The organism is Pseudomonas ficuserectae (genome assembly GCF_024584585.1).
Classification (GTDB): domain Bacteria; phylum Pseudomonadota; class Gammaproteobacteria; order Pseudomonadales; family Pseudomonadaceae; genus Aquipseudomonas; species Aquipseudomonas amygdali.
The window spans coordinates 3,278,642-3,290,787 of record NZ_CP085684.1; the positions used below are offsets into that span (position 1 = coordinate 3,278,642).

At 59.3% G+C, this 12,146-nt stretch carries 10 protein-coding genes, 3 pseudogenes and 1 other annotated feature; of the genes and pseudogenes, 3 read left to right on the top strand and 10 right to left on the bottom strand.

What is annotated here, in order from left to right; all coding sequences use genetic code 11:
• Positions 1-23 precede the first annotated feature (23 nt).
• Positions 24-1,207, bottom strand: a pseudogene (locus LJU29_RS14460) (L-dopachrome tautomerase-related protein).
• A 72-nt stretch (positions 1,208-1,279) separates the two neighbouring features.
• Between LJU29_RS14460 and LJU29_RS14465 the strand changes: the two are divergent.
• Positions 1,280-1,492 carry a hypothetical protein gene (locus tag LJU29_RS14465; protein WP_223886835.1) on the top strand — a complete coding sequence of 71 codons (213 nt, stop codon included), beginning with the start codon at positions 1,280-1,282 and terminating at the stop codon, positions 1,490-1,492.
• A gap of 29 nt (positions 1,493-1,521) precedes the next feature.
• Here the strand turns inward: LJU29_RS14465 and LJU29_RS14470 are convergent.
• The 3 genes and pseudogenes from LJU29_RS14470 to LJU29_RS14480 all read right to left on the bottom strand — a co-directional run.
• Positions 1,522-2,367 (bottom strand): annotated as a pseudogene (locus tag LJU29_RS14470) (aldo/keto reductase); the annotation flags it as partial.
• Positions 2,368-2,407: 40 nt separating this feature from the next.
• Positions 2,408-3,630, bottom strand: a protein-coding gene (locus LJU29_RS14475) for an IS3-like element IS51 family transposase (protein ID WP_257110834.1) whose coding sequence is annotated in 2 segments (ribosomal slippage) — positions 2,408-3,345 and positions 3,345-3,630 — 1,224 coding nt in all. Because the reading frame shifts where the segments join, the coding sequence is not laid out codon by codon here.
• Positions 3,236-3,352 (bottom strand) — a sequence feature (AL1L pseudoknot). It overlaps the preceding gene by 117 nt.
• 50 nt (positions 3,631-3,680) lie before the next feature.
• Positions 3,681-3,845: pseudogene (locus LJU29_RS14480) on the bottom strand (aldo/keto reductase); the annotation flags it as partial.
• 209 nt (positions 3,846-4,054) lie between these two features.
• On the opposite strand from LJU29_RS14480, the gene LJU29_RS14485 reads away from it, so the two are divergent.
• Complete coding sequence (locus LJU29_RS14485; RefSeq protein ID WP_005756101.1) at positions 4,055-4,627, top strand: TetR/AcrR family transcriptional regulator; 573 nt, start codon at positions 4,055-4,057, stop codon at positions 4,625-4,627.
• 6 nt (positions 4,628-4,633) lie between these two features.
• On the opposite strand, the gene LJU29_RS14490 is transcribed toward LJU29_RS14485, so the two are convergent.
• The 3 genes from LJU29_RS14490 to LJU29_RS14500 all read right to left on the bottom strand — a co-directional run bounded on the left by LJU29_RS14490 (position 4,634) and on the right by LJU29_RS14500 (position 7,319).
• Positions 4,634-5,608, bottom strand: coding sequence for a 5-oxoprolinase subunit C family protein (locus LJU29_RS14490; protein WP_257110836.1), 975 nt, complete (start codon positions 5,606-5,608; stop codon positions 4,634-4,636).
• A complete protein-coding gene (locus LJU29_RS14495; RefSeq protein ID WP_257110838.1) occupies positions 5,605-6,477 on the bottom strand; it encodes a 5-oxoprolinase subunit B family protein in 873 nt (290 codons plus the stop codon). Before LJU29_RS14495 ends, LJU29_RS14490 begins: the two co-directional genes overlap by 4 nt.
• Positions 6,478-6,563: 86 nt before the next feature.
• Positions 6,564-7,319, bottom strand: coding sequence for a 5-oxoprolinase subunit PxpA (locus LJU29_RS14500; protein WP_057423079.1), 756 nt, complete (start codon positions 7,317-7,319; stop codon positions 6,564-6,566).
• A 157-nt stretch (positions 7,320-7,476) separates the two neighbouring features.
• Between LJU29_RS14500 and LJU29_RS14505 the strand changes: the two genes are divergently transcribed.
• Positions 7,477-8,394 carry a LysR family transcriptional regulator gene (locus LJU29_RS14505; protein ID WP_257110840.1) on the top strand — a complete coding sequence of 306 codons (918 nt, stop codon included), beginning with the start codon at positions 7,477-7,479 and terminating at the stop codon, positions 8,392-8,394.
• A 76-nt stretch (positions 8,395-8,470) separates the two neighbouring features.
• Here LJU29_RS14505 and LJU29_RS14510 read toward each other — a convergent pair whose 3' ends face one another.
• From LJU29_RS14510 to LJU29_RS14520, 3 genes are all read right to left on the bottom strand, one after another.
• Positions 8,471-8,815, bottom strand: coding sequence for a hypothetical protein (locus LJU29_RS14510; RefSeq protein ID WP_005756108.1), 345 nt, complete (start codon positions 8,813-8,815; stop codon positions 8,471-8,473).
• Between the two features lie 139 nt (positions 8,816-8,954).
• Complete coding sequence (locus LJU29_RS14515) at positions 8,955-10,199, bottom strand: thiolase family protein (RefSeq protein ID WP_054079139.1); 1,245 nt, start codon at positions 10,197-10,199, stop codon at positions 8,955-8,957.
• On the bottom strand, positions 10,196-12,082 hold the full coding sequence (locus LJU29_RS14520) for a feruloyl-CoA synthase (RefSeq protein WP_060407166.1): 1,887 nt from the start codon (positions 12,080-12,082) through the stop codon (positions 10,196-10,198). The genes LJU29_RS14515 and LJU29_RS14520 overlap by 4 nt, the downstream gene beginning before the upstream one ends.
• Positions 12,083-12,146: the final 64 nt, after the last annotated feature.

Here is a 12,146-nt window from a genome sequence, read left to right on the forward strand (position 1 = left end):
CAATGCTCCGGTATTCAATTAGATCAATGAGTGGGGGCAGGCGCAGCGTCGACTTTCACGCGTAGCAGGCTGTAAGGTTTTGCACGCTTGTCGTGGCCCGAATTGAAACCGGCCTGACGGTGCAATTGGTTGACGATGAAATACAGGTAGCCATCCGGACCAATAGACAACGTATCAGGCCACAGCATGCGAGGATCGTGCGCCACGGTTTGCCAGTTTCCGCTCGGCAGGCGTTTGCGAATTGCATTGTGCTCATAGTCACCTGCATACACAGCACCGTCTGCATCAGCCTCAAGACCATCGGAAGCGCCCTTTTCACCGAGATCCTGAACAGCCGCAGCCAGTTGCTGCTCACTTACACCGCTGTCGTTCAGCAGCTCGGTCGCGACGGAGTACAGGTGGCGGCTGGACAGTGGCGAGAAATACAGCGTTTTGCCATCGGCCGACAACGCAATGCCGTCTGCGGCTACGTGAACCGGTTTGCGCGGTCCGTCCGGGCCATCACCCAGCACGGGGACGCCCTCGACCACGGGCACGAAATCCGGGTCGGCAGACGTCGCCTTCGCGCCGCTCAGGCGACGTACGGCATGCCCACTGGCAATGTCCATGACAATGATTGCGCCCGATCCGCTTACCGAAGAGTCAGTCACATAGACAGTCCCCTGCGATCCTTTGCGGAAGTCGAAGCGCATATCGTTGACATAAGTGCTGGGCAAGATGACGTTATCCGGAAACACCAGCCGCTTGACGATTCGGTTGGTGGCCAGGCCTACCGCAACCAGCTTGGCACCACCCGGACGCGGAGCAGCAAACTGCGGTGCGGCAGTGTCCAGAAGCCAGACGCGTCCTTTACCGTCAGCCACCACACTCTGCACGCTGATCAGCCCGTCGCCAGGGTCCTTCGGATTCTCGTGGTTGACCGCCAGATCCGGGTAGGCAACCACTTTGCCATCACGAATCTCGCCCACCGTAAAAGGCACCTTGTCGCCCCAACGAGGGAAGTTGACGAAAATTCGCCCGGTTTCAGTGACTGTCACACCGGTAGGCATCGCATCGTAAAAGGCATGCATTGTTCAAGCTTGCCTACCGACCTGTCGGCAGGGGCGCTTGCAGGGAGCCCGGTGATGGTCGCGCCGTAGGCCAGTGAGGTGGTGAGTGTGGCTGCGGACAGGATGGCCAGTGCTGCGCAAATTGATTTTCGATGCATGGTGCTCTCCTGATGGGACAGCCAGGGCTGCTCATCGGTATTCAGTAATACGGGCTGTGCGCACGGAAGGTGATGACGTTCATCACTCTACGTGGCTCAAGGACGATGGATAGACAAGACTGCGAGTATTTTGGTCTTTCTCATTACAAAGAAAAACGCGGGGTATACGCTAACACTTTCAACGCCGAGGCGAAGATCACCGCCTTTGCCAAGACACGCAAGCACCACGCTCATGCGGCAACGCTGCGCCTGGAAGGACTCCAGCCGCTCATTTGGCGGCTATAAACAAATATCCGAGTCAGGCCAATAACAACTCAGGCCACTCCCCTTGCACGAGTCTCATCCGACCAATCAGCCGCCGACCTTGGACCAGCGGAGGGATCCAGACTGCTGACCGCATCCAGGCGTTGAATCTGTTCGTCAGTCAGCGTCAGCGACAAGGCGCCCAGATTATCGGCAATCTGCTCGTGCGAACGAGGCCCGATGATAGGAACAGCGCCGTGCGAACCTGCCCAGGCAATGGCAACCTGACCCGCGCTTACGCCAAGCTCACCGGCAACCTCCAGAACAGTATCGAGAATCCGTGTGCGCTGCGCCGAGTTCTCAGGCTGGAATACCTTGCCGCCAAACCCCTCAGCGCGCCCGCTCTCCCCTTTGCGATATTTGCCGGTCAGCATGCCACCCCCCAGAGGTGACCAGGTGACGACGCCAAGGCCAAGCGCGTAAGAAGCCTGAAAAAGATCAGCCTCAGGCTCGCGATGCACCAGGCTATGTTCGAACTGAGCGGCTGCAATCGGTAATGCGCGGCTGATTTCGGCCAGCGTAACAGCGCGAGCAAGCCGCCATGCAGGGAAATTGGACAGGCCTGCGTAAAGGATTTTCCCTGCACGCGCCAGATCCTCAAACCCTCTGACAATTTCCTCGATGGGTGTAACAGCGTCTGGATGGTGCGCCCAATAGATGTCGATGCGATCCGTCTTCAAGCGCTTGAGACTTGCTTCCACCGAGCTGACCATTGCCTTGCGATTGTTGCCGATGGCCAGTCGGCCGGGATTGGCCGAGGCACCGTTGGTAAATTTGGTCGCCAGCACGAAATCATCGCGCCGGCCTTCCAGCAGCGTACCGAGTAACTCTTCGGACTGACCGAACTGATATATGTCTTGAACCGCCCCGGGTTTCTCGGAGACCCTTTTGTTTGAGTCATGCCACGTGGGCAGACTCGGTGAGTTGCTGATAATAGATGGCTTCTGCCTCGACCGGTGGAATATGACCGATTGGCTCCAGCAGGCGGCGGTGATTGAACCAGTCCACCCATTTCAGCGTTTCCAGCTCCACCGCCCCCCGTGTGGGCCAAGAGCGTCGATGAATCACTTCAGCCTTGTAAAGACCATTGATGGTCTCAGCCAAGGCATTGTCGTAAGAGTCACCGACACTCCCGACCGATGGCTCAATACCGGCTTCGACAAGACGCTCGGTATAGCGAATGGACACGTACTGCACGCCACGGTCACTGTGGTGAATGAGTCCACCCTGCTTGACTGGGCGACGGGTGTAAAGGGCTTGCTCCAGTGCATCGAGTACAAAATCGGTACGCGCTGAACTGGACACCTTCCAACCGACGATGAATCGGGCAAAGACATCAACGATGAAGGCCACGTAAACAAAACCCTGCCAGGTACTGACGTAGGTAAAGTCCGATACCCATAGGGCGTTCGGGCACTCAGCCACAAACTGACGGTTGACATGATCCTGCGGGCACGGCCTGGCTTGGTCGCTGACCGTCGTCTTGACAGGCTTGCCGCGTACCACGCCTTGCAGGCCCAGCTCTCCCATCAGGCGTTGCACCGTACAGCGGGCGACTTGCTGGCCTTCACGCAGCAACTGTCGCCAGACCTTGCGCACGCCATATACATGGAAGTGCTCATCCCAGACTCGCTGGATGTGCTCACCCAGTTCCTGGTCACGCTGCGCACGCGCTGACTGCTGGCTGGGGTCAGCCTGCTGAGCAGCGTACCGGTAGTACGTCGACGGGGCGATTGGCAACACCTTGCAAATCGGCTCGACCCCGTAAGACTGGCGGTTTTCATCAATAAACGTCTTCATCGTTTGAATGGGCGGTCGAGCTCCGCCTGGGCAAAATAGGCTGAGGCCTTACGCAATATCTCGTTAGCTTGACGCAACTGACGGTTCTCACGCTCCAACAGCTTGACTCGCTCACGTTCGACTGTGCTCAGCCCATCAAGCTGGCCGCTGTTGCGCTCAGATTGGCGAACCCACAGCCGTAATGTCTCGGGCGTGCAGCCGATCTTGGGGGCAATGGCACTGATGGTGGCCCACTGCGACTCGTACTCAGGAAGGTGTTCGAAAACCATCCTGATGGCCCGCTCACGGACCTCTGGGGAGTACTTCGGTAGTTTTTTCATCGCTCCATCCTCTCAAAGGTTGGAGTCTCCGAGAAACCCGGGGCGGTTCAGTCTGCAGTATCGATGAAGTTGCCACCCGCCTCTACATAGGCGTTGAAAATTGCCTTGCTGGCAACCGGGTCTGCGCCGTAGCCCCAGCCCGTGCCGAAGTTTCCTGTGCCCAGCGCCAGTTGCGAAACATTGAGCCCGGTTTTGCCAAACGATCTGTATTTCATGGTTTTGCTCCTGCCGATTGAGGATCGCCCATGGTGCGATCCTGTTGCCGAGAAACAAGGTGGACAGCTAACAGTCAGCTTTGAGCGGTTATGATTACGATCAGCATCTTAACTGTCAATCATTTTGATGATGGTCAGCATCAATGCTATATTCACGCCCTGCCGAACCCGGACGGGTAAAAACCAAGCAGGCAAGAGAGGCAACTCACATGAGAGTCACCAAGGCGCAGGCCCAGGCCAACCGGGCACACATTGTCGAGACGGCATCCGTCCAGTTTCGCGAGCACGGCTTTGACGGTGTCGGGGTGGCAGACTTGATGGCCGCAGCGGGTTTTACCCACGGCGGGTTCTACAAGCATTTCGGCTCCAAGTCCGATCTGATGGCCGAATCGGCTGCCTGTGCCATCTCGCGCACCGTGGAGCAATCGAAAGACGTCGATCCTGCGCAGTTCATCGAGTACTACCTGTCCAGAGAGCACCGGGATACCCCAGGCACTGGCTGCACAATAGCCGCACTCAGCGCTGATGCTGCACGTCAGTCAGACGACGTCAAGGTAACCTTTGCCGAGGGCATAGAGAGCATGCTTGCCGCCCTGGCTCCGGCAGGCACGTCTCCTGGCGACAACGAATGGAAACAGGCGCGGGCAAACACCATCGATATGTTTGCCCATGCACTGGGCGCGCTGCTGCTATCGCGCAGTTGCCCGAATGACTCGCCACTGGCAGACGAAATACTCGATGTGTGCCGTACGAAAATGCTTGAGCAACTGCAGGCTCTTTGACCGCTTCTATGAAGGAAACAGTTTGCTCAGGCACGCCAACTTCTTTTTGTACGACTTTCGCGCTTCGAGAGCCTCCTCCAGCGTTACCGCCACGAATCGCGCTTTCTGGTTGGGTTGCATCTGACCGATCAGGTCGAGGTCGGCACTGATCACCGTGCCGATCATCGCGTAGCCTCCGCCGGACACCGCGTCACGGTGCAAGACAATGGGCTCAAGCCCGGCAGGCACCTGAATCGAGCCGATCGGGTAGCAGCTGTCGACGATATTTGATGGATCGGAGCCTGCCCCGAAAGGCTGCTCCCTGGGCTGGAACGTCAACGCCCTGCCGCCCTTGAAGCGATAACCGATGCGGTCGGCTTCCGAGCCTACGCTCCAGGACTCGGAGAAAAAGCTGGTGGCTGCGAATTCGGTCAGACGCTCGTAATACAGGCCAGGCACCACACGCAGATACACTTCCCCGCCCAAAGACTGTCGCAAAGCCATCGGCAGGCTCGCCCCGGCCCGGCCTTTGCCGCCAGGAATACCTATCGGCAACTGATCATCAGCCATCAGTCGGCGGCCCTGAAAGCCGCCAAGCGCACCCAGCGTGTAAGTCGACCGACTGCCCAACACCAGCGGCACATCAATCCCCCCGGCAACCGCCAGATAGGTGCGCGCGCCGTCCTTGGGGAAGTCGAAACGCAGCACCTGTCCGGCCTTCACCGCAAAGGCAGTGTCGTGGTGCATTTCCACACCGTCGAGGCGCGCCGTCATGTGCGCGCCACAGACAGCGGCCAATGTATCGCACTGAAACTCCAGCTCCGGCCCCAGCAATGCGCATTCAAGCCCGGCGGCACCGGGTGGGTTGCCGACCAGTTGATTGGCAGCGCTGAGCGCATACTGGTCCAGCGCACCCGAGGGCGGAATGCCCAAGTGGTAATAGCATTCGCGGCCAAGATCCTGCACCGAGGTCGCCAGACCGGGTTTGAGCACCTTGATCATGCCAGCACCTCCTGCAACGACTTGGGATAACCAGCGGGATCAGCCAGAAAGGCATCCAGGGAAAACTTGACCGGACGAATCCGCAAATCGAAGCGTCCGGCTTCAACCTCTGCAACGGCCGTATCATAGGTGTCCCGATCAACCGGTTTGAACTGAACGATGTCGCCTGGCCGGAAAAACACCATGTGCTCTTTCAGATAAGCCAGCCCCTGCTGCGGATCGTAGATCGGAGCGGGCGTAACGCCGAACATCTGGTAGCCACCCGCTCCGCGCACCGAATAGATGCAGCCGAAGCAGCCACCGTGACCTAGCGTAAGCTTGGGTGTATCGGTACGTGGCCGAAGGTATTTGGGCACTTGCAGTTGGCGCTCGCGTTCGACCATCTGAAACATGAACGGCAGACCGGCCACAAAACCGACCATCGAGACGAACCACGGCGCGCCGCTATGAGCCGCAATAAAGGCATCGACATCCGCCAGGTTATTGATGCGCGCAGCGTATTCCAGGTCCGTCGAACCCGAGTCCTGGTGGCGGTCACGAAAACGCATCAGGGTTTCATGGGTCCAGGGATCGTTGTAGAGCACCGGAATCTCGATGATACGGGTTTGCAGCGTACGTTCGGCCACCGCATCGACCTCGGCAGCTCTCACCGCTTCGAGCAAGGCATGCGATGCGATACGGTCTGGGTCGAAGCGGATCTGGAACGACGCGTTGGCCAGGCATACGTCCAGTACCCCGTCCAGTTCCAGACGCTCGACTGCACGGGTCACCGCCAGCCCTTTGAAAAATGCCTCCAGCGACATACTCTCGCTGACTTCCGCGAACAGGTGTTCATCAGCGCCAAAGCTGTAGCGAATCGGATCAGCCATGTCTGTTCCTTGTTGAATTTGTTGTAGAACGGCAGGCAAATATCAGTAACGTAACTCGTGTGTCTGTGCACACGATGCCATTTGACTCAGCGCGGCTTACGCACCGTGATTCCGGCAGCGTCCAGCGCCTTGCGGGTCGCTTCGGCAAGGGCCAGAGCGCCCGGCGTGTCGCTGTGCAGGCAGATCGAATCGAATTCGATGCTCAGGTCCTCGCCCTCGACGGTGAGCACCAGACCTTGCTGGCACGCCCGAACCACGCGTGCCGCGACCTCGGCCGGGTCATGCGCGCGCACATTACGGGTGAAGACGATGGAACCGCTAAGGTCGTAGTCGCGATCAGCGTAGAACTCGCGAATCACCGGCTGACCGAGCTCCTGAGCGATCTTGCAGATAACCGAACCGGGCATGCAGTAAAGCAGTAATTCGGGCTCCAGGCGCTGAAGGTTTTCCACCAGCAGACGGGCAGCGGCTTCATCCCGGGCAAGGTGCATATACAGCGCCCCATGAGGTTTGAAGTGCTGCAATGCCACGCCCTGAACCCGTGCCAGCTCACGCAATGCACCCAATTGGTAGAGCATGTCATCGACCAGCTCCTGCGGCGCTGCGTTGATGTGCCTCCGCCCGAAGCCGACCAGATCGCGGAACCCTGGGTGAGCGCCAATGGCAACGCCCAGCTGTTTAGCCTGTTCGATGGTGCGGCGCATGGTGCCGGGGTCACCCGCGTGAAAACCGGTAGCGACGTTGGCGGAACTGATGAAGGCCATCAATTCGTTATCGACACCATCACCAATGGTCCACGCGCCGAAGCTTTCACCCATGTCCGAATTGAAATCCACCTGCATGGCTTTTGCTCCTGGGGCTATCGGGTTAAGGGTCAGTCCGGAAAAGAAGCTATCCGGCTTCCTGCAAAACACGTTAGATTCGCTTGTACCCCTTGGGTAGATCTATTTATAGATACATCATCTTCTGAAAAACAGATACCTGCCGATTGGAGTGCTTATGTCCCTGACGTTGCGCCAGGTTCGTTATTTCGTGGCAACGGCCGAGATCGGGCAAATCTCGCAGGCGGCCATTCACCTGAACATTTCCCAGTCTGCGGTGACCACGGCCATCAAGGAACTGGAAAGCATGCTCGGCACGCTGTTGTTCCAGCGCTCGGCCCAAGGCATGAGCCTGACCGAAGCGGGTCGACATTTTCTCAACCGCGCCTACGTGATCCTGCGCAGCGTCGATGACGCACTGAACAGCCCGCTACCCGATATTCGCGCCAGCGGCGTATTGCGCCTGGCCGCCAGCTACACCGTGATTGGCTACTTTCTGCCTCACCACTTGCAACGTTTGGAACATTGGCACCCTGATTTAGCCATCGAGGTTCATGAGCGCGAAAGGCAAGCCATCGAACAGGGTCTGTTGGAGGGGCGCTTCGATATGGCAGTGGTGCTGACAGCCAACATCACTCACCCGGATATCGTCTCGGAGACGCTGTTCAACTCCGAACGCCGTCTATGGCTGTCCAGCCATCACCCGCTGTGCCAGCGCGCCGCCGTGAGCCTTGCCGATGTGGCACAAGAGCCCTATATCCTGTTGACCGTCGATGAGGCGGAGCAAAGTGCAATGCGTTACTGGGAACTGGCCGGCCAACGACCCAATGTCAGAGTGCGCACCAGCTCCGTGGAAGCAGTGCGCAGCATGGTCGCCAACGGCAGCGGCGTGGCGATTCTCTCCGACCTGGTACATCGCCCCTGGTCGCTGGAAGGCAAACGTATTGAAACGTTGACTGTCACCGACTCGGTAACGCCAATGAGCGTCGGCCTGGCCTGGCACCGCGAGCGAGAGCTGAGCCCGGCGATGCAGGCGTTTCGTAACTATTTTCACGATGCGTTTCTGGCACCGCAGCAGCTGTCGGCGCGGCGTTGAGCCGGGCAGGAATTATTGAAATCAAGGTGATTGCCAGGTTGCCGGAAACTGCACGCGACTAGCCGCAGCCGGCAGCTCAGTTGCTGCGAATCGGTACCACGCGGTCGCTGGCATAAACAGCCGCGGGCTCTTCAAACTGCTGGAAGAATTTTCCGGACACCACATGATCAAGAAACTGTGCCTGGTCTTCAGTGGCCTGCAGCATCGGCGAGTAGCCATCGGCATCGGGCACTGCAAAAAGACGAGCCTTGCGTTCATGCGCCACAGCGATGAACGCTCTTTTCTCTTCGTCGGACATCGCCGAAAAGTAGTCAGACAGATTTTCCAGCGAGCGTACCGCCAGATCCTGGTCGAGCTGATCGTCATCCGTGAACATCAAATGCCAGACGAAATCGAAAGAAAGCTCAGCGAGGGCACGCATAGACGGGTTCCGTAGTGTTGAGAGACGCGAGAGTCACTGTTCACTTCAATTCGGTCAAGCGCTAAAAGATGACCTGCGTCAAGTGCAGCTCCATAAATGGCTGAATTTCGCGTTAGCGTCATGGATAAGAGGGGCAGGCTCAGTAGGCGATGAATGCCGGATTCTCGATCAGCAGCGCCATGCCCTGCCCGCCCCCTACGCAGGCGGCGGCAATCCCGTAGCGCAGGTTTTTTTCGCGCAATTGCCGGGCCAGGGTCATGACCAGACGCAGCCCGGTGGCTGCCAACGGGTGGCCCAGGCCCAGTGAGCCGCCCAGACAGTTGAGTCGTTCGCTTTCCAGTTCCAGCGTTTGTGTCACCGCCAGCATCTGGGCCGCCTGCGCTTCGTTTATTTCCAGCCGGCCAATGTCGCCCAACGCCAGCCCGCTGCGCTGCAATAACAGCTGAACGGCAGGCGTCGGGCCAATGCCCATGAACTCTGGCGCGACGCCAATCACAGCACTGGCCAGCAGGTGCGCCAGCACCGGTCTTTGTGACTGCGAAGCGCGGCCCACCAATGCCGCTGCCGCGCCATCGACCACCGCACAGCTGTTGCCTGCAGTCTGCACACCATCAGCATGAATAGCACGCAAACGGGACAAGGCCGCCAGGGTGGTCGCTCTCGGATGGCTGTCCTGCGTGACCGTTTCAACCCCTCGCGGCAACTCGATGCTGCGCGGCTGGTACCCCTCCAGCTCAAAGCGCTCGCTGCTGACCGGCACAATTTCGCCAGCCCATTGGCCGCCAAGCTGCGATTGCAGTGCGCGCTGATGGCTGAGCAATGCATAACCGTCGACGGCCTCACGGCTCAAGCCGTAACGTTTTGCAAGATTGTCCGCCGTAGCAATCATGTCCATTGCCGGTGCCGGGTCGTACAGCGCTTCCCAGAGAAAGTCCTTGAACTGCACGGCACCGCCCAGCGGGAAGCCGTCGCGGTGGGTATAGGCCGCAATCGGGTTGCGCGACATCGATTCGGCAGCAACGCACAGCGCCATCTGCCCGCCTTCGCTCACGTGCTGAGCGGCCTGACGCAGCAGTTCGAGACCTGTGGCGCAGATGCGCTGCACGCCCAGCGCAGGAACGCTTTGCGCGACGCCGCTGTACAGGCCGACATGCCGGGGCAGCAGGTACGCGTCGAAACTGGCTTGCGCCATCGAGCCGGTCAGTACGCTGTCGACCTGACCTGGCTGAGTGGCTGCACGCGCCAAAACCTCACGACCGACCTTTATACCCAAATCGATGGGTGAAATATGCCCCAGAGCGCCGCCCAGATCGACCCACGGCGTGCGCACTGCGTCGACAATGGCCACGTCGCTGAACGCCAGATATTGCCCGCCGCTGCTCATGCCGTCGGCTCGGCACTGATTTTGTCCGGGGACTGATCACGATAAAGCGCTTCGACTATTTCTGCCCGCCACTGCAGCACCGCACGCTGGTTGATCGAACCCTTATCGGTGATTTCGCCACGATCAATAGACGCGGGTTCGTCAAGCAGCACGATCCACTCCAGACGGCTGGCATTGCCATTCGCACCTTGGTTCAGGCGGGTCAGCCATTCGCCAAACCACGCACGTAGCGGCGCACTGGCCAACACCTGTGTATCAGAAGCCTGTGCATCCAGCCCGGCCAATTGGCGACATTCGTGCAATCTAGGAAACACCAGCGCACCCAGGCATTCGCGATCAGGCGCGGTGATGACCACATCCTGCACGTACGGCGAGCCTTCCAGCACTGCGCGGTTGCGCATTGGTCCGACGCTGACAAACACGCCGGACGACAGTTTGAAGTCCTCGGCCAGACGCCCGTCGAACATCAGGCCCAGCTCGGGTGCCGCGGGATCGGCGAGCTTGATTGCATCGCCGGAGCAATAAAAACCGTTTTCGTCGAACACGTCGGCAGTCTGCTGCGGCGAGCGCCAGTAGCCTGGCATTATGTGCGGCCAGCGAAAACGGCCTTCCAGCTTGCCGTCCACCGGTACCAGACACACTTCGCATCCTGGCGCAGGCAAGCCGATATAGCCGGCCATCGACAGCGGTCCGGTGGTGAACGTGCAGGAAGGCGCAGCCTCGGTCATGCCCAACCCGGCCATCATGCGAATCCGTTCGCCACAATGCTGCTCGGCGACACGGTCAAGACGATCCCAGATACTTTGCGACAGGCCGGCTGCGGCGAAGAAGAACAGTTTCATGCGCGAGAAGAATCGCTCACGCAGTTCGGCGTCCTGCTCCAGCGCGTTGACCAGCTCTTCCCAGCCCTTGGGCACGGTCAGGTAGGCCGTCGGCGAGATTTCCTTAAGGTTGCGCAGGGTTTCGGCAAAACCCTGGACGGTCGGTTTGCCGTTGTCCAGATAGAACGTGCCACCGTTGTACAACACGATACCGAGGTTATGGCTGCCGCCGAAGGTGTGATTCCACGGTAGCCAGTCGACCAGCACGGGCGGCTCTTCGCCGAACACCGGAAATGTCTGCAGCAGCATCTGCTGATTGGCACACAGCATACGCTGCGTGGTCACTACGGCCTTGGGCAGTTTGGTCGAGCCCGAGGTGAACAGGAACTTGGCGATACTGTCCGGACCACTGGCCAGAAAAGCCGCCTCGGCTTCACGGCCGCCAGGCTGATCGAACAGGCTGGCGAAGCTCAGTGGACGCCTGCCAGCGAGTTGGCCGCGTAGAGTGATGATCGGCGTATCCGCTGGAATGACCGCATCAATGGCGCGCTGAAACGGCGCGGCTTCGCTGACAAACACCAGCCCTGGCTGCAACACTTCGCAAACATGCCGCAGCTTGGCGAAATCCTGGGACATGACTGAATACGCTGGCGATACCGGGCAATAGGGAATCCCCGCGTACATGGCGCCCAGTGCAAGCTGCAAATGCTCGATGTCATTACCCGAGAGCAGCGCCAACGGCCGCTCGGCGGAGAGGCCATACGCCAGAAGGCTCTGCGCGATGGCGCGCACGTCTGTGAGCATGTCGGCGTAACTGACCTTGCGCCAGCCACCACGGCTGTCGCGGGCGGCAATAAAGGTTTGCTGCGGACGGATGCTGGCCCAGTACACCAATCGGTCGAGCAAGCGATCGGGCAATTGCGCCAGTGGTTCCAGAGCGCGCATATGCAAAATGCCCTGCTCTTCCCGCACCTCGATGGGCGGATGACCGATGGAGACCTGGCGATAGCGTGGTGAGCTATCCTCACTGTGCAGCGTTGATGATCTGATATCGGAACTCACGTGCGTTCTCTCCATCAAGGTACGCAGACACCCAACGGCTTGCAGCGGTTCGGGCGGGGCGTAG

Excerpts from the sequence above, each read along its gene's own strand:
- LJU29_RS14465 (WP_223886835.1), top strand. The coding sequence starts at position 1,280 with ATGACGTTCATCACTCTACGTGGCTCAAGGACGATGGATAGACAAGAC.
- LJU29_RS14485 (WP_005756101.1), top strand. The coding sequence starts at position 4,055 with ATGAGAGTCACCAAGGCGCAGGCCCAGGCCAACCGGGCACACATTGTC.
- LJU29_RS14490 (WP_257110836.1), bottom strand. The coding sequence starts at position 5,608 with ATGATCAAGGTGCTCAAACCCGGTCTGGCGACCTCGGTGCAGGATCTT.
- LJU29_RS14495 (WP_257110838.1), bottom strand. The coding sequence starts at position 6,477 with ATGGCTGATCCGATTCGCTACAGCTTTGGCGCTGATGAACACCTGTTC.
- LJU29_RS14500 (WP_057423079.1), bottom strand. The coding sequence starts at position 7,319 with ATGCAGGTGGATTTCAATTCGGACATGGGTGAAAGCTTCGGCGCGTGG.
- LJU29_RS14505 (WP_257110840.1), top strand. The coding sequence starts at position 7,477 with ATGTCCCTGACGTTGCGCCAGGTTCGTTATTTCGTGGCAACGGCCGAG.
- LJU29_RS14510 (WP_005756108.1), bottom strand. The coding sequence starts at position 8,815 with ATGCGTGCCCTCGCTGAGCTTTCTTTCGATTTCGTCTGGCATTTGATG.
- LJU29_RS14515 (WP_054079139.1), bottom strand. The coding sequence starts at position 10,199 with ATGAGCAGCGGCGGGCAATATCTGGCGTTCAGCGACGTGGCCATTGTC.